This window comes from Anaeromyxobacter sp. SG64 (genome assembly GCF_022690745.1).
GTDB lineage: Bacteria > Myxococcota > Myxococcia > Myxococcales > Anaeromyxobacteraceae > Anaeromyxobacter > Anaeromyxobacter soli.
In genome coordinates, this window is the sequence record NZ_JALCZB010000010.1 from 1 (window position 1) to 15,465 (window position 15,465).

A 15,465-nucleotide genomic window follows, 5' to 3' on the forward strand; every position below is an offset into this window, starting at 1 on the left:
CGGGCGGTGCTCGCCCACGGCGCGCGCGGCGCCGGCGGCGAGGAGGAGGTGCGCGCGTCGGCGGCGTTCGCCGCGCGGCACGCGACCGACGCGCGGCTCCGCGGCGCGGTCGGGATCGCCGGGCTCTTCGAAACCACCGAGGAGACGCTCGCGCTCGCCGGCGCGCACGCGGGCGCGGGCGTGCACGCCTGCCTGGGTGAGGACGAGGCCGACCTCGCGCACGCGTTCGCCCGGTTCGGCCGGCGGCCGCTGGAGGTCCTCGCCGCGCACGGGCTGCTCGGGCCGCGCACCCTCGTGGCGCACGGGGGGACCACCGTCCACGCCGAGGCGGTGATGGTCGCCGACGCGCGCGCCGTGCTCGCCGTGACGCCGCGCGCGGCGATGTTCTTCGGCGCCCCCGTGCCGGCGCTCCTCGACTTCGCGGGCCTCGGCGTGAGCATCGCGTTCGGCACCGACGGGCTCTTCCCGGACGTCGCCGGCGAGGCGTTCCACGCCGCGACGCTGCTCAGGCACGCCGGCCGGAGCGCGGGCGCGGCGGGCAGCCTCGTCGGCAAGGTCGCCTGGCCGACCGCGGCACGGCTCGCCTCGGAGGCGTTCGGCGAGACCCTCGGGTGCCTCGAGGCCGGCGCGCTCGCCGACGTGGTCGTGCTCGACTGGCGACCGCCGGTGCCGCTGCCGGAGCTCCCTGGCGGCGATCTCGCCCTCCTGTGGGCGGGAGCGCCCGCGGCATGGGTCGTCGTGGACGGTGAGGTGCGGCTCCGGGAGGGCCGGCTGCTCGGCGCCGACGAGGCGGCCATCGCGGCGGAGGCGCGCGAGGCGGCACGCAGCCTGCTCGACCCCGCCTGAGCGGGCGGCGCCGTGAGGAGGCCGGCCGCCCGGACGCACGCACCCCGAGGGCTACCTCCGAGGAGGATGCGCACGGCGCCGCGCGAAGCGCTAGGCTGCGCCGGTGCGCGTGCGCTTCCCGCCGCCCGAGCTCAGGCGCGCCGTGGCCTTGTCGCTCGGCGTCGCGTTCCCGCTCCTCTCCACGGCGCTCTCGCTGGCGATGCGCCCGCTCGTCTCCAGCGCTCCGCTCGCGCTGTACGTGCCCGCCGTCGTCTTCGCGACCTACCTGGGCGGGCTCGGGCCGGGGCTCCTCTCGCTCGGGCTCTCGGCGGGCCTGTGCGGCTGGTTCTTCATCGCGCCCTACGACGCGTTCGGGCCGTCGCAGGCGGAGGTGGTCGTCGTCTCGCTGTTCCTCGTCATCGGCGGCGTGCTCTGCTGGATCGCGGCGGCGCTGCGGGACGGGTACCTGGAGCGCGACGCGCACGCGCACCGCTTCGAATCGCTCGTGGCGACGAGCTCGGACGTCATCTGGACGACGACTCCCGAGGGGCTCGCGCACGCGGACTCGCCGTCGTGGCGCGCCTTCACCGGCCAGAGCCTGGCCGAGTACCGCGGCTCGGGCTGGCTCGACGCGGTCCACCCCGACGACCGGGACCGAGTGGCGCGGGGCTGGCGCGAGGCGGTCGCGCGGCGCGACCGGTTCGAGCTCGAGTACCGGCTGCGTCGGAGCGGGGGGGGCTTCGCGCCGGTGGTGGCGCGCGCCGCCCCGGTCGCCGACACTCGCGGGCGGGTGATCGAGTGGGTGGGCGCGTGCTCGGACCTCACGGCGCGCGAGACGGCGGAGGCGGCGCAGCGCGAGTCCGAGGAGTGGTTCCGCACGCTCCTCGGCGCCATCCCGCAGATGGTCTGGACCGCGGACGCCACGGGGCGCACCCAGTTCCAGAACCCGCAGATCCGCGAGTACACCGGCAAGACGGACGAGGAGCTCGCGAACGGCCGCTGGCGCACGCTCGTGCACCGCGAGGACCGCGCCCCGGTGGTCGCGTTCTGGAAGCGCATGCGCGACGAGGAGATCGGGGGTGACGGCACGCTCCGGCTCCTCGGCCGCGACGGCGAATACCGCTGGTTCCTCGTGCGCGCCGCCCCCCTGCGCGGCGCGGACGGGCGGCTGCGCCGGTGGGTGGGCACGCTCACCGACATCCACCTCCAGAAGGCCTCCGAGGACGCGAAGAACGAGGCGATCCGCGCCCGGGACGTGTTCCTCTCCGTGGCGAGCCACGAGCTCAAGACGCCCGTGACCGCGGCGCTCCTCCAGATCCAGCAGGCGCACCGGCTCCTCCGCAGGGAGCGAGTGTCGCCCGAGCTCGCGGGCGTCATGCAGCGCGTCGCGGCCAGCGCCGCGAGCGTCGAGCGGCTCGGCTCGCTCGTCGGCACGCTCCTCGACGTCTCGCACATCGCGACCGGGAAGCTCGACCTGGAGCGGAAGCGCTTCGATCTGACGGAGAGCGTCACGCAGGTCGCCGCGCGGCTCGCCGAGGCCGCCGACCGCGCACGCTGCCCGCTCGAGGTGGCCGTCGCGCCCGGGATCGCCGCCCTCGGCGACAGGCTCCGGGTGGAGCAGGTGATCACGAACCTGCTCGCCAACGCGATGAAGTACGGCGCGGGGAGCCCCATCGCGCTCGCGCTCGAGCGCCGCGACGGCGTCGCGGTGCTCACCGTGGCCGATCGCGGCATCGGGATCGCCCCGGAGGACCAGGTTCGCATCTTCGAGCCCTTCGAGCGCGCGGTGAGCGCGCGGCACTACGGAGGGCTCGGGCTCGGCCTGTGGGTCGCCCGGGAGATCATCGAGGCCGGCGGCGGCGCCATCCGCGTGGAGAGCCGGCCGCGGCAGGGGTCCACCTTCCACGTCGAGCTGCCGCTGGCGGATCTGGCGGGGACTGCGCCCTCGAGATCCTGAGAGTCGCCGCGCTCAGCGCCGCCCGAGCGCGTCGCTGATGGCCTTGAGGGGACCCGCGTCGACGCGGGCGCTGTCCACGAGGAGCTTCAGCACGTTCAGCGCCGCGCGGCACAGGTCCGCGAGGTGCTCGAGCCTCCGCACCTTGAAGCGCGCCGCGGCCTTCACGCCGGGGTCCACGTCCGCCATGGCGGCGCGCAGCTCGTGGAGCACCCGCTCGAACGTCGCGAGCGCCTCCTCCACCGCGCGCTTCTCTCTCGCGCGCAGCACGTTCGCGACGAGCCGCCAGACGTTCGTCTCCGCCTCGAAGTGCTCCTTGCGGTCGCCCGGGATCGTCACCGTGCGCACCACGCCCCAGTGGCGCAGCTCGGCGAGGCTCATGGAGAGGAGCCCGGTCGAGATGTGCAGCCGGTCGCACAGCTCCGGCGCCGCCAGCGGGCGCTCGGAGAGGAACAGCACCGCCCACACCCGCCCGAGCTGCCGCCGGAACCCCCACAGCTCCATGAGCGCTCCGACCGCGTCGGCGACGGCGAGGTCGGAGCGCGTGAGGGCGTGGGAGGTGGCGGGCGGGTGGGACGCGGTCGCGGTCATGGGCGGAGGCGTCAGGCGAGGGCGAGATCCACGAGCGCGGCGAGCGCGAAGGCGATCGACGCGAAGGCGTTGTAGTTGAAGAACGCGACGTTGATCCGCTCCGGCCGGAGCTGCCCGCGCGGCGCCACGTGGACGTGCTCGGCCGCGACCACCGCGGCGAGCACCACCGTCCCGGCGAACCAGCCCGCGCCCCGGCCGCCGAGCACGCCCGCGAGGGCGACGCAGGCGATGGCGAGGACGTGGAGCCCGCGGGCCCAGGCGAGCGCGCCGCGCACGCCGAAGCGCGCCGGGATGGAGCGGAGCCCCGCGCCGCGGTCGTAGTCCATGTCCTGCAGCGAGTAGAAGACGTCGAAGCCGGCGATCCAGGCCCCGACCCCGAGGCCGAGCGCGATCGCCGAGGCGGGCGCCGCGCCGGTGAGGGCGATGGCGACGCCGATGGGCGCGAGCGCCTGCGCGACGCCCAGCCAGAGGTGGCAGGCCCAGGTGAAGCGCTTCGCGTACGAGTAGCCGAGCAGGATCGCCAGCACCGGCAGGGCGAGCCAGCCGCAGATGGGCGCGATGAGCGCCGCCGCGGCGACGAAGGTCGCGCCGCTCCCGGCGAGGAGCGCGATGGCCGCCCCCGGAGACACCTCGCCCGTCACGAGCTCGCGCCGCGCGGTGCGCGGGTTCCGCGCGTCGAAGGCGCGGTCGGCGATGCGGTTCATCGCCATCGCGGCGGTGCGCGCCGCGACGACGGCGAGCGCCACGAGCGCGAGCCGCACGGGCTCGAGCCGCGCCTCGCGCGAGACGAGCACCACCGCGGCCGCCACGAACGGCAGCGCGAAGAGCGAGTGGCTGAGCTTCACCATCCGCGCGAGCGCGGCGACGGTCCCGCCGGGCGCCGCAGGGGCGGCGCGGGCCGGGGTGGGAGAGGTCATGCGAGGGCCTCCGCGCGCGGGCGCGCGAGCCAGGTGAACGGGCGCTCCTCCGCGCCGAACGCCGAGACGACGAAGTCGAAGGGGTCCTCCACGCGCGCGCCCTCGAGCGGAGCGGCGAGGACGCCCGGCGCCGCGCCCGGCGCGAGCGCGCCGACGTGGGGGGCGCCGACCGCCGGCCCGTTCCACGCGAGCCGGAGGAGCGTCGCCGCCGGGATCTCCGGGAGCTCGCGGCGGAGCAGGGCGAGGTCCGCGAGCGGGGAGAGCGAGGGGCAGGAGGCGAGCGAGTCGGTGCCCACCGCGAGCGGCACGCCCGCGGCGAGGAGCGCCGCCACGGGCGGGAGCTTCCCGACGATGAAGCGGTTCGAGCGCGGGCAGAGGACCACCGTCGCGCCGGTGCGGGCGAGGAGGGCGACGTCGTCCTCGTCCACGTCCACGCAGTGGACCGCGAGGTGGTGGGGCGCGAGGTGCTCGGCGACGAACGCCACGGCCGAGCGCGCGCGGGGCCGGAGCGAGCGGGCCGCGCCGAGCGAGCTGAACATGCGGGCGAAGTCGCCGGTGCCGGTCGCGCACAGCGCGCGCTCGGCGGGATCCTCGGCGAGGTGGATGGAGGCGGGGCCGGCGGCGAGGAGCTGCCCGAGGGTCGCGCCGTGGGTGGAGTAGACCGCGTGGGGCGAGAGCGCGATGCGCAGGCCGGGCGCGGGCGGGCAGGCCGCGCGCGCGGCGCGGGCGCTCGCGAGCGCCGCCTCGATGCGCGCGGGCGTCACCCCGAACACCTCCTGGTAGACGGTGCCGGAGAACCCGGCCGCGGCGAGCGGCGCGACCGAGCCGAGCGTGTTCGAGACGTCCCCCACCGCCGCGACGCCGGCGCGGACCATGTCCTCGGCGGACATGATCATCGCCTGCGCCGCCTCCTCCTCGGGGCGCGGGAGCGCGCGGGCGGAGATGAAGAGGTGGATCCAGGCGGGGAGCCCCTCGCCGCCGGCGACCCGCCCGGCCATGTGCGAGAGCTCGAGGTGGAGGTGCGCGTTCACGAGCGCGGGGAGGATCACCGCGTCGAGCCGCTCGCCCGCGCCGAAGCGCTCCTCGACCGCGGCGCGCGGTCCGGCGGCGAGGACGCGATCGCCCTCGAGGGCGACGGCGCCGTCGCGGAGGGCGGCGGGGGTAGCGCCCGCGGCCGCCCGCCCGGCGAGCACCCAGGGCGCGCTGTAGACGCGCGGGGTCACGCGATCCGATCCCCCAGCCGCTCGTACTTCATGTTCCGCCGCACGGCGCGGAAGCCCGCGTCGCGGATGTGCCGCTCGACCTCCTCCGAGTCCATGCTGAAGGTCGTGCCCGCCGCCGAGACCACGTTCTCCTCGATCATCACCGAGCCGAAGTCGTTGCAGCCCATGTGCAGGGAGGCCTGGGCCACCCCGCCGCCCATGGTGACCCAGGAGGCCTGCAGGTTCGGCACGTTGTCGAGGACGAGCCGCGAGACCGCGTTCACCCGCAGGTAGGCCTGCGCGCTCGTGTCGGACGCGGTGAGCCGCGTGTTCGCCGACTGGAACGGCCAGCAGATGAAGGCGGTGAAGCCCCCCGTCTCGTCCTGCAGCTCGCGCAGCCGCGCGAGGTGCGCCACCCGGTGGCGCGCCTCCTCGCCGACGCCGAACATCATGGTGGCCGTGCTGCGCAGCCCCTTCACGTGGGCGGCCTTCATGACGGAGAGCCACTCGTCGGTCGAGCACTTGAGCGGCGCGATCCGGCGGCGCACCTCGTCGTCGAGGATCTCGGCGCCTCCGCCGGGGATCGAGTCGAGCCCGGCCGCGATGAGCCGCTGGATCGTCTCGTCGAGGGGCAGGTCGCTCGTGCGGGCGATGTGCCAGATCTCCTCGGGCGAGAGCGCGTGCAGGTTGATCACCGGCCACTTTTCCTTCACCCAGCGGAACAGCTCCTCGTACCACTCCACGCCGAGGTCCGGGTGCAGGCCGCCCTGGAGGAGGATCTCGATGCCGTCGAGCGCCACCGTCTCGTCGATCTTGCGGGTCAGCTCGTCGCGGTCGAGGACGTACGCGTCCTTGTGGCCGCGCGGCCGGTAGAACGCGCAGAAGTGGCACGCCGTCGTGCAGACGTTCGTGTAGTTCACGTTGCGCGAGACGATGTAGGTGACGGCGCCGTCCGGGTGCAGCGCGCGGCGGCGCGCGTCGGCGGCGAGGCCGAGCTCGAGGAGGGGGGCCTTCTCGTCGAGCAGCTCCGCCTCGTCGGCGTCGAGCCGCTCGCCGTCGGCGCCCTTCTGCAGCGCGGTGTCGAGCGAGACCACCCGCCGGGTGCGCGCCGTGCGGACCACGTCGTCGACGAAGCGGAGCTTCATCGGCGGCAGGAAGCCCTTCTCGGCCGCTCGGGCGAGGAACGCCTCCAGGCCGTCGAGCTCGTGCGGCCCGAGCCCGTAGCGGATCCGCTGGGTGAGGTAGCGGCGGTAGCGCTCCGGATCGCCGCCCTTCTGCGCGGCGAAGCGCTGGGCGAGCTCGGTCCGGACGCCGAGGCCGTGCTGCGCGGCGCGCGTCAGCTCCTGCACGTCCTCCGGCGAGACGCGGCCCGGCCGCGCCGCCCAGAGCGCGAAGATCATGGGCAGGCCCGTGAGGTGCGTCCACTCTCGCCCGAGATCGACGATGTGGTTCGCGCGCACCCCGAAGCCGCGGTCGCCGATGACGAGCGCGCCCTTCCGGCCCTTGGCGCGCGCGAGCCCCTCGTCGGCCTGCATCGGCGTGAACGTCGGGTGAACGCCCATCTCGTCGAGGACGATCTTGGCGAGCACGTGCGAGGTGCGCGAGGCGGTGTCGAGGAACACCTCGTCCCAGATCGCGGGCGACTGCTCGCCGGCGAGGACCACCGTCTGCACCGGCCCGTCCGCGCCGATGGCGATGCCGGGCACGATCTCGTACTCGCCCTTGGTGAGCGCGGCGACCGAGACGAGCGCGAGATCCACCTCGCCGGCCTCCAGCATCGCGGCGCAGCGCGACGGCTCGGCGAGGACGAGCTCGATCCGCTCGGAGCCCTCGAGCCCGACGGTGAGCGGGTGGGCGTTCAGGAAGGAGACGGCGGCGGCGCGGAGCTTCGGCATGGCGGGTCCTAGACTCGGCGGGCGGCGGCGGCGAGCGGAGGTCCAGCCGGCTGAGGCTGGACCGGAGCGTGCGAGGGGTCCGGGGGGACCGGCATCTCGGCCCCCCCGGCAGGAAGATGCACCTTCAGCACGCGGTAGAGGCTGTCGCGCTCCGCCGGCACCCGGCCCGCGGCGCGGATGAGGTCGTGCAGCGTCCGCTCCGAGAGCGCCTGCGGCACGGTCGAGCCGGCCATGTGGTAGATGCGCTCCTCGAGCACGGTGCCGTCCACGTCGTCCACGCCGAACGCGAGCGACGTCTGGGCGAGCCGCTCGCCGAGCGACACCCAGTACGCCTTCACGTGGTCGAAGTTGTCGAGGTAGAGACGCGCCACCGCCAGCGTGCGCAGCGCGTCGTAGCCGGTCGGCTTGGGGAACGCCTTGCCGATCATGTTGTGCTCGGGGTGGAACGCGAGCGGGATGAAGACCTGGAACCCGCCCGTCTCGTCCTGTAGCTCGCGCAGGAGCCGCATGTGATCGACGCGCTCGTCGAGCCGCTCGATGTGGCCGTAGAGCATGGTCGCGTTCGTCTTGAGGCCGAGCCGGTGCGCGGTGCGGTGGATCTCGAGCCACTGCTCGGCGGTCGCCTTGTCGTCGCAGATCTTGCGGCGCACGCGCTTCGCGAAGATCTCGGCGCCGCCGCCGGGCATCGTGTCCATGCCCGCCGCGTGCAGCTCGCGGAGCACCTGCTCGTAGCTCTTCCCGAACTTCTCCGCGAAGAAGTGGATCTCGATGGCGGTGAACGCCTTGATGGCGAGCTCGGGCCAGGCGGCGCGGATCCGGCGCAGGAGCTCCGGGTAGTAGTCCCAGGGGAGCTCGGGGTGGAGGCCGGAGACGATGTGGACCTCGGTGATCCCGAGACCGCGGCGCGCGAGCACCTTCGCGACCGCGTCGTCGAGGCTCATCGTGTAGCCCTCGGACGCCACCTGATCGTCCTTGCGCGCGAACGAGCAGAACTTGCAGGTCGCGACGCAGACGTTGGTCGGGTTCAGGTGGACGTTGCGGTTGTAGAAGGTGAGGTCGCCGTGGCGCGCCTCGCGGACGTGGTTCGCGAGCGCGCCCACCGCGGCGAGGTCGGTCGCCTCGAGGAGGCGCAGCGCGTCGGCGTCGGAGAGCCGCTCGCCGGAGAGGACCTTGTCGCGGATGGGGCCGAGGCCGTCGCGCTCGAGGGCGCGGTGCGCGAGGGTCGAGATCATCTAGGGTTCCTCCACCGGCTCGGGGGCGCGGGGCACGAGCCCCTCCCAGCGCTTCATGAGCTCGTTCGGCAGGCCGAGCCGGTCGAGCACGCGCGACACGACCGTGTCGACGAGCGCCTCGATGGTCTTCGGCCCGGAGTAGAACGACGGCGAGGCGGGCAGCACGACGGCGCCCGCCTCGATGACCTGGGTGATGGCCCGGGCGTGGACGAGCGAGAGGGGCGTCTCGCGCAGCACGAGCACGAGCTTCTTCCCCTCCTTCAGCATCACGTCACCGGCGCGGCCGACGAGGTCGACCGAGATGCCGTGCGCGATCCGCGCGAGGGCCCCCGACGAGCACGGGACGACGACCATGCCGTCGTACTGCGCCGAGCCGGAGGCGAACGGCGCGGTGAAGTCCTGGTTCTTCCAGACCCGGAACGGGTAGCGCGGCTCGGAGCCGATCTCCTGCTTCCAGACCTGCTTGCCGGTCTGCGTGAAGACGAGGTCCAGCGAGACGCCGTGCTTCTCGCCGTTCGCGGCGACGAAGTCGAGTAGCCGCTTCGCGTAGGGCGCGCCGGACGCGCCGGAGACGGCGACGACGAGCTTCACGCGCGCACCGCCGTCACGAGGCCGCACACGCCCGGGAAGAGCGTCTCGCCGCGCACCTCCCGGAACCCCGCCCGCCGGGCCGCCTCCTCGAACTCCGGGCGCGAGGCGAAGCGCTCCATGGAGGCGACGAGGTAGCGGTACGCCTCCGGATCGGGCGAGAGGATCCGGCCCAGGATGGGCAGCGCGAGCCGGTTGTACGCGCCGTGCACGAACCGCGAGCCTTTGGACTCCGGCCGGAAGAACTCGAGCACGCCGAGCCGGCCCCCGGGCTTCAGCACGCGCGCGAGCTCGGCGAGCCCCGTCTCGTAGCGCTCCAGGTTCCGCATCCCGAAGGTCACGGTGGCGAGGTCGAAGCGCGCCCCGCGGAACGGCAGCGCCATCGCGTCCGCCTGGGAGGCCGGCAGCCCGGTCTTCTCGACGCCGCGCGCCAGCATCTGGAACGAGAAGTCGGCGCCGACGATGCGCAGCCCCGGCGCGCGCCCGCGGGCGAGCGCGGCGACGTCCATGGTGCCGGCGCACAGGTCGAGCAGCGCCTCGCCGTCCCGCGGCGCGAGGTCCGCGAGGAGCCGCCGCCGCCAGGCCTGATCGACCTTCAGCGTCATGACGCGGTTGAGCAGGTCGTAGCGGGGGGCGATGCGGTCGAACATCGCCCGCACCGCGGAGCCGCGCTGCGCCTCGCCGGGGAGCGGGACGGTCACTGGAGGATCCCTCCGCGCCGGGGAGTCCACGAGGCCGCGGGCGGCGCCGCGATGCGGGGGCGGCGCGGCTTCGGTGCGCCCGGGACGAGGCGCTCGTAGAGCGCGTCCATGCGCGCGACCACCTCGGGCGGGTGGACGCAGACCTCCGGCCACTCGCGCCCGCCCTCCTCGGCCCACTTGCGCGTCGCGTCCACGCCGATCTTGCCGCCGAAGGCGAAGTGCGCGGCGGCGTGGTCGAGCACGTCCACCGGCCCGTCGGCGATGACGAGGTCGCGCTTCACGTCCACGTTCGCGAAGGCGCGCCACGCGGCCTGGGAGACGTCCTGCACGTCCACGTCCTCGTCGAACACCACGAGCGTCTTCGTCTGCGCCATCTGGCCGGAGCCCCACAGGCCGTGGATGACCTTCTTCGCCTGGCCGGGGTGGTCCTTCTTGATGGAGACGAGGCAGAGGTTGTGGAACACGCCCTCCACCGGCATCGCCATGTCGACGATCTCCGGGAAGATCATCTGCAGCATGGGCAGGAACATCCGTTCCGTCGCCTTGCCGAGCCACTGGTCCTCGACCGGCGGCGGGCCCACCACGGTGGCCGGGTAGACGGCGTCGCGCCGGTGCGTCACCGCGACGACGTCGAGCGCGGGGTAGTCGTCGGCGAGGGAGTAGAAGCCGGTGTGATCGCCGAAGGGTCCCTCGCGCACGAGCGGCGCGGCGGTGTCCACGAAGCCCTCGATGACGAGGTCCGCGTCGGCCGGCACGTCGAGGTCCACCGCGACGCCCTTCGCCATGCGCACCGCCTCGCCGCGCAGGAACCCGGCGAACAGGTACTCGTCGACGTTCGGGGGCAGCGGCGCGGACGCGCAGTAGGTGAGGGCGGGATCGCCGCCGAGCGCGATGGCGACGGGCATCCGCTCGCCGCGCTTCTGGTAGGCGCGGTAGTGCGCGGTCGCGGTCTTGTGGAGCTGCCAGTGCATGGCGAGCCGCCTCGGCCCGAGCACCTGCAGCCGGTACATCCCGACGTTGCGGATGCCGGTCTCCGGGTCGCGCGTGATGACCTGCGGGAGCGTGATGAACGGCCCCCCGTCGTGCGGCCAGGTGGTGAGCACCGGCAGGCTCCCGAGATCGGGCTCGCGGACGACGACCTCCTGGCTCGCCGCGGACGAGACGTGCTTCGGCGTCATCGTCGCGAGCTTCCCGAGCTTCGGGAGCATCTTGAGCTTGTCCCAGAGCGACTGCGGCGGGGCGAGGTGCAAGAGCGCGCGCAGCTCCCGGGCGTGCTCCTCGAAGTCCTCGGAGGAGAGCGCCCAGCTCGTGCGGCGGCGCGTCCCGAACAGGTTCATCGCGACCGGGAACCCGCCGGGCGCCCGCCCCTTCAAGTTCTCGAAGAGGAGCGCCGGTCCACCCTGCTTCGCCGCGCGGTCCGCCAGCGCGGCCATCTCGAGCACGGGGTCGACCGGCTCCTTCACGCGGACGAGCTCGCCCGCCGACTCGAGCCGATCGAGGAACTCCCGCAAGGAGCGGTAGGCCATGGCGCGGCGATCTGTACCAGTGGCGCCGCCGGGTTTCAATGTTCGTTGAACGGAAAGGCCCCGCGCGCGGCGGGCCCCGCGGCGCGACGGTTTCCCCCGGCGCGAAGGTCGGATACAACGCGGGCCCGATGGACCGCCGGAACCAGGCCCGCACCCTCGTCGCCAGCGCGCTCGCCGAGATCGAGGCGGAGCTCGCGGCCCCGAAGTACCAGCTCTGCCCGACCCAGCTCGGCGCCTGCCGGGACACGCTCCGGTCCTACCTGACCTCCCTCGAGGCGGGCGCCCTCCCGCCGAAGCGCGATCGCGAGGAGGGCCTCGGCCGGATGATCGCGGACTCCTGGCCGTTCGACGTGCCGCTCGGCGCGCTCGTGCTTCGCGCCGAGCGCGCGTGGCGCAATGCCTGAGTGGGCCGGCGCCCATGCGCGCGGCGCTCCTCGCCCTCATCTTGCTCGGCGTGACCGCCTGTGACGCCGGGCCGGATCTGGAGGAGGAGGCCGCCGCGTGCGAGGAGGGGCCGCCGTCCGCCCTGCCCGGCGTGGACGGCCACCTCGTCGCGCTGAACGCGTACTACCTCCAGGAGGAGGCGACGCGCGCGCTCCGCCGCGGGGAGGTGGAGGCCGCGGCCGTCGAGGAGACGCTCGCGAAGGCGGCCGCGCTCGGGGTGCGCGCGGTGCGCACGAACGCGTTCAACGACGGCGCGGGCGACGCGGCGATGCAGACGGCGCCGCTCGTCTACGACGAGCTCGCCCTGCGCGGCCTCGACCTCGTCCTCGCCCGCGCGCGCGCCCACGGGCTCCGGCTCGTCCTGCCGCTCGCGAACCGCTGGGACGACTACGGCGGCCAGCGCCAGTACGTCGCGTGGGCGGGGCTCCCCGCGCCGCGCGAGGGCGATCCGCGCTTCTTCACGGAGCGCGCGGTGGTCGAGCACTTCCGCGCGCACGTGGCGGCGCTCCTCGACCGGGTGAGCACGGTCGACGGCATCCGCTGGGGCGACCACCCCGCCGTGCTCGCCTGGGAGCTCGTGAACGAGCCCCGCGCGGAGGGCGTCTCGCGGGAGGCCCTCCGCGCCTGGGTGGACGAGGTCGCCGCGCTCGTGAAGGCGCGCGCGCCCGGCCACCTCGTGGGCTCAGGCGAGGAGGGGCTCGACGGCGAGGAGTTCGCGCTCCTCACCGCGTCGCCGTACGTCGACTACGCGAGCGTGCACCTCTACCCGGAGGCGTGGGGCGTCCCGGCGGACTTCGCGGCGTTCTTCGGCGCGGGGTTCCTCTCCGAGCGGATCGCGACCGCGCGCCGGCTCGGGAAGCCGCTCCTGGTCGGCGAGCTGGGGCTCCGCAACGACGGGCTGCCGCTCGAAGATCGCCGCGCGATCTACCGCGGCTGGTTCCGCTGCATCCGCCGGGCGGGCGGCGCGGGCGTCGCGCCCTGGCTGTTCGCCTACGACGCGCGGCCGGACGGGTGGGACCCGTACACGTTCCGCTGGCGGGACGGCACCGACCCCGCCGATCCGGTGAACCGCTACGCGGACCTCGTGCGCGACGCCGCTGCGCTGCCTTGACCGTCGGTTCACGCAGGATCGCACGCACCCTGGGCGCCCGCCTGCCCGCCGGTGCGCCCTCCCGCGATCAGAGCCGCGTGTCGGCGACGAGGTCCTTGCCGTACTCGGGCCGGTAGGGCCCGGCGGGGAAGCCGGGGCCGGGGAAGGACAGCGCCTTCCAGTTCGCCTGGCGCGCGAGCGGCATGTAGTTCGGTGAGGCCTTCGTCACCGCGGCGGCCACCATCGCGCCGATGATCCCGCCGCCGTTCGAGTCCGGCTGATAGGCCATCGCCTCGTGGTCCGTCCAGAGCGTCTCGCCGGTCTTGCCGTCCTTGAGGACGTACTCGAACTCGACGTTCACCTGCGTCGTGACGACGAGGTACTTCGCCTCCCACTTCTCGATGGAGACGTACAGCACCGCGTCGGCGCCGAAGAGCGCGCAGAGCCGTCCGGGATCGGCGCCGTGCACGAGCGCGGCGTCGGCGAGCCCGTCGTCCTCGAGGAGGCGCTTCACGAGGTTCACCGGGAAGACGTAGTAGCCCCGCTCCGCCACCGGGATGGGCAGCGTGGAGAGGAAGTAGTCCGCGGCGTCCACGTTCACGCTCTTGTTGACCACCGGGACGATGAGGATCGCGCGCGGCTGCGCCGCGACGAACTTCGAGTAGTCCTTGCGCGGAGCGGTGGCGCAGGCGGAGAGGAGCGCGAGGATCGCGGCTGCGACGGCGACGCGGGCGTGCCGGGACATGTCAGCTCCTCTTCAGCGCGCCCGCGGGACCCTTCGCCGGCGTGGACGGGTTCGTGGCGCGCTTCTGCTGCGCGTTGCGGATCATCTTGTCCATGAGGACCCGCGACTCGGGCCACTGGTCGCGCTCTCGCTGGAAGTAGGCGATGGCGTCGTCGTGGCGCCCCTCCTCCATGAGCGCCCAGCCGTACTCGGCGAGGCAGCCGGGGGGCACCTTCTCGCCGCGCTGGGTGGCGTCGCGGATCACGGCGTCGAGGCTCGCCACGAAGCGCTCGCGCTCCTGGGGGTTCTTGTAGTGCACGTACAGCGCCTCGTCGTAGTCGCCCCAGGCGTACATCGTCTGGTGCCGGGCGCAGCCCTGGAGGACGGCGAGGAGCGCGACGGAGGAGAGGAGCAGGGTCGTCCGGTTCATCGTCAGTGCACCTGGATGGTCTTGAGCTCGCTCTCCACGAACACCTTCTGGCGGTGCAGCACGTTCCCGGCGCCGTCGCGCACGTCCACCTCGTGCGAGCCCGGCTCGACGAGCAGCACGTTCGGGTGGCCGTCGTACGCGCTCGCCGCGCCCGCCGGCTCGCCGTCGACGAACAGGACGGCGCCCGCGGGCGCGCCTGCCACGGCGAGGCTGGGGCGCGTGTCGGGCGTGCGAACCACCGTCTGCGGCATCGCGCAGGCGAGCGCGAGCATCGCCAGCATGAGGATCTTCCCCGTCATGGCGCACCTCACGACTTCGGCTCCGTCACGAACAGCTTCGCGAGCGCGGCGGGCTCGACCCGGCCGCTGAGCACCTCGCAGGCGGCGCCCTCGTTCGTCTCGCTGTCGCCGAACAGGCTCACCACCCGCAGCGTGGCGACCTGCTTCGGCGGGAGCGTCACCTCGAAGCCGGTCTGCTTGCTCTTCACCGTCGCGCCCGCCTCCATGACCGCGAGGGTGTCGCCCTCGCGGAGGCCCTGGTGCTTGCCGCCGGTGATGAACAGCTGCGCGCCCTGCACCTCGAGGATGTCCGTGCGCCAGGGGCGATCGGCGAGCGTGGCCGCCAGGCGATCGATGACGTCGGAGATGGCCGCGGCGATGGCGCGGTCGTTGAGCGTGGCGTCGTACTCGGAGTGGCTGCCGAACCCGGCGATCTCGCCCGACTCGGTGCTCGCCTCGCCGGCCCCGATCGCGGAGAAGTAGGCGTGGCCGGTCTTCACGTCCACGAGGCGGACGTCGACCTTGGCGTGCGCGAGCTGGACCTTGGTGCTGCTCAAGAACCCGCTCTTCCCGCCGACCGAGCGGCCGAACTCGGTGACCGAGCCGGTGATCACCGTGTCGGCCCCGACGAGCTTTCCGCCGGAGAGCTGCTGCTCGCGCTCGAGCTTCTGGAGATCCGGGCGCTCCAGGACGACGAAGTTCCCGGACATGATGAGCCGGGAGGCGAGCATGTCGGAGGCCTGCTTGCCGATCCGGTCGAGATCGGCGTCGTTCAGCAGCGACCGCCCGTAGTTCGTCTCGTTCGAGAAGCGCGCGATCGCGAGCTTCATCTTGTAGCGCTTGGCAGCGGGCGCCCGGCGCGCCTCCTGCGCGGACAGCTGCGCCGCCTTCGGCACCGGCGACTCGGCCGGCGCGGGCTTCTCCGACACCGTCGCGCAGGCCTGCAACAGCAGGGCGGCGCCGGCGGCGATCCCGATCCTTCTCATCGTTCCCCTCCACCGCGCAGAGGCGCGGGCGAGCACGGACGCGCAGTCTCTCACGGAGGGCCCATCACCGGGCGAGAACTCC

The 15,465-nt window shown here is 74.0% G+C and carries 16 protein-coding genes; 4 read left to right on the forward strand and 12 right to left on the reverse strand.

Annotated elements, in window-relative coordinates; translation table 11 throughout:
- Together MNZ29_RS04875 and MNZ29_RS04880 are read left to right on the forward strand one after the other, a co-directional pair.
- A partial coding sequence (locus tag MNZ29_RS04875; RefSeq protein ID WP_242353245.1) for an amidohydrolase family protein occupies positions 1-846 on the forward strand: 846 nt, incomplete at its 5' end.
- 103 nt (positions 847-949) lie between these two features.
- Entirely contained in the window at positions 950-2,782 is a 1,833-nt protein-coding gene (locus MNZ29_RS04880) for a PAS domain-containing sensor histidine kinase (RefSeq protein WP_242339196.1), read from the forward strand.
- Positions 2,783-2,794: 12 nt separating this feature from the next.
- On the opposite strand, the gene MNZ29_RS04885 is transcribed toward MNZ29_RS04880, so the two are convergent.
- The 8 genes from MNZ29_RS04885 to MNZ29_RS04920 are packed head-to-tail and all read right to left on the reverse strand — an operon-like array spanning position 2,795 to position 11,431.
- Positions 2,795-3,370, reverse strand: a complete 576-nt coding sequence (locus MNZ29_RS04885) for a GbsR/MarR family transcriptional regulator (RefSeq protein WP_242353247.1) — start codon at positions 3,368-3,370, stop codon at positions 2,795-2,797.
- Positions 3,371-3,381: 11 nt separating this feature from the next.
- Entirely contained in the window at positions 3,382-4,287 is a 906-nt protein-coding gene (locus MNZ29_RS04890) for a 4-hydroxybenzoate octaprenyltransferase (RefSeq protein WP_242353249.1), read from the reverse strand.
- On the reverse strand, positions 4,284-5,510 hold the full coding sequence (locus tag MNZ29_RS04895; RefSeq protein ID WP_242353252.1) for an amidohydrolase family protein: 1,227 nt from the start codon (positions 5,508-5,510) through the stop codon (positions 4,284-4,286). Before MNZ29_RS04895 ends, MNZ29_RS04890 begins: the two co-directional genes overlap by 4 nt.
- Positions 5,507-7,384: a cyclic dehypoxanthinyl futalosine synthase gene (gene mqnC / locus MNZ29_RS04900; RefSeq protein ID WP_242353263.1), complete on the reverse strand. Its 1,878-nt coding sequence runs from the start codon at positions 7,382-7,384 to the stop codon at positions 5,507-5,509. Before mqnC ends, MNZ29_RS04895 begins: the two co-directional genes overlap by 4 nt.
- 8 nt (positions 7,385-7,392) lie before the next feature.
- Entirely contained in the window at positions 7,393-8,616 is a 1,224-nt protein-coding gene (mqnE, locus tag MNZ29_RS04905) for an aminofutalosine synthase MqnE (protein ID WP_242353265.1), read from the reverse strand.
- Positions 8,617-9,207, reverse strand: a complete 591-nt coding sequence (locus tag MNZ29_RS04910; protein WP_242339209.1) for a UbiX family flavin prenyltransferase — start codon at positions 9,205-9,207, stop codon at positions 8,617-8,619.
- Complete coding sequence (locus MNZ29_RS04915) at positions 9,204-9,905, reverse strand: ubiquinone/menaquinone biosynthesis methyltransferase (protein ID WP_242339212.1); 702 nt, start codon at positions 9,903-9,905, stop codon at positions 9,204-9,206. Before MNZ29_RS04915 ends, MNZ29_RS04910 begins: the two co-directional genes overlap by 4 nt.
- Positions 9,902-11,431 (reverse strand): menaquinone biosynthesis decarboxylase, encoded by a 1,530-nt coding sequence (locus MNZ29_RS04920; RefSeq protein ID WP_242339214.1) that lies wholly within the window; start codon positions 11,429-11,431, stop codon positions 9,902-9,904. The genes MNZ29_RS04915 and MNZ29_RS04920 overlap by 4 nt, the downstream gene beginning before the upstream one ends.
- A 128-nt stretch (positions 11,432-11,559) precedes the next feature.
- On the opposite strand from MNZ29_RS04920, the gene MNZ29_RS04925 reads away from it, so the two are divergent.
- Entirely contained in the window at positions 11,560-11,835 is a 276-nt protein-coding gene (locus MNZ29_RS04925; RefSeq protein ID WP_242339216.1) for a hypothetical protein, read from the forward strand.
- 14 nt (positions 11,836-11,849) lie between these two features.
- Positions 11,850-12,986: a cellulase family glycosylhydrolase gene (locus tag MNZ29_RS04930; RefSeq protein WP_242339218.1), complete on the forward strand. Its 1,137-nt coding sequence runs from the start codon at positions 11,850-11,852 to the stop codon at positions 12,984-12,986.
- Positions 12,987-13,053: 67 nt separating this feature from the next.
- Here MNZ29_RS04930 and MNZ29_RS04935 read toward each other — a convergent pair whose 3' ends face one another.
- From MNZ29_RS04935 to MNZ29_RS04950, 4 genes are read right to left on the reverse strand one after another with little or no spacing between them, the layout of a single operon-like run.
- Positions 13,054-13,710 carry a GNA1162 family protein gene (locus MNZ29_RS04935; RefSeq protein ID WP_242339220.1) on the reverse strand — a complete coding sequence of 219 codons (657 nt, stop codon included), beginning with the start codon at positions 13,708-13,710 and terminating at the stop codon, positions 13,054-13,056.
- A 1-nt stretch (position 13,711) separates the two neighbouring features.
- Positions 13,712-14,119, reverse strand: coding sequence for a DUF4810 domain-containing protein (locus MNZ29_RS04940; protein WP_242339222.1), 408 nt, complete (start codon positions 14,117-14,119; stop codon positions 13,712-13,714).
- Between the two features lie 2 nt (positions 14,120-14,121).
- On the reverse strand, positions 14,122-14,418 hold the full coding sequence (locus tag MNZ29_RS04945; protein WP_242339224.1) for a hypothetical protein: 297 nt from the start codon (positions 14,416-14,418) through the stop codon (positions 14,122-14,124).
- 8 nt (positions 14,419-14,426) lie between these two features.
- Positions 14,427-15,383, reverse strand: coding sequence for a CsgG/HfaB family protein (locus MNZ29_RS04950; protein WP_242339226.1), 957 nt, complete (start codon positions 15,381-15,383; stop codon positions 14,427-14,429).
- Between the last annotated feature and the right edge of the window lie 82 nt (positions 15,384-15,465).

Bases quoted from the DNA above. Each gene is read 5' to 3' on its own strand.
- MNZ29_RS04945 (WP_242339224.1), bottom strand. From the start codon at position 14,418: ATGACGGGGAAGATCCTCATGCTGGCGATGCTCGCGCTCGCCTGCGCG.
- MNZ29_RS04940 (WP_242339222.1), bottom strand. From the start codon at position 14,119: ATGAACCGGACGACCCTGCTCCTCTCCTCCGTCGCGCTCCTCGCCGTC.
- MNZ29_RS04930 (WP_242339218.1), top strand. From the start codon at position 11,850: ATGCGCGCGGCGCTCCTCGCCCTCATCTTGCTCGGCGTGACCGCCTGT.
- mqnC (WP_242353263.1), bottom strand. From the start codon at position 7,384: ATGCCGAAGCTCCGCGCCGCCGCCGTCTCCTTCCTGAACGCCCACCCG.
- MNZ29_RS04950 (WP_242339226.1), bottom strand. From the start codon at position 15,383: ATGAGAAGGATCGGGATCGCCGCCGGCGCCGCCCTGCTGTTGCAGGCC.
- MNZ29_RS04920 (WP_242339214.1), bottom strand. From the start codon at position 11,431: ATGGCCTACCGCTCCTTGCGGGAGTTCCTCGATCGGCTCGAGTCGGCG.
- MNZ29_RS04935 (WP_242339220.1), bottom strand. From the start codon at position 13,710: ATGTCCCGGCACGCCCGCGTCGCCGTCGCAGCCGCGATCCTCGCGCTC.
- MNZ29_RS04890 (WP_242353249.1), bottom strand. From the start codon at position 4,287: ATGACCTCTCCCACCCCGGCCCGCGCCGCCCCTGCGGCGCCCGGCGGG.
- MNZ29_RS04925 (WP_242339216.1), top strand. From the start codon at position 11,560: ATGGACCGCCGGAACCAGGCCCGCACCCTCGTCGCCAGCGCGCTCGCC.
- mqnE (WP_242353265.1), bottom strand. From the start codon at position 8,616: ATGATCTCGACCCTCGCGCACCGCGCCCTCGAGCGCGACGGCCTCGGC.
- MNZ29_RS04885 (WP_242353247.1), bottom strand. From the start codon at position 3,370: ATGACCGCGACCGCGTCCCACCCGCCCGCCACCTCCCACGCCCTCACG.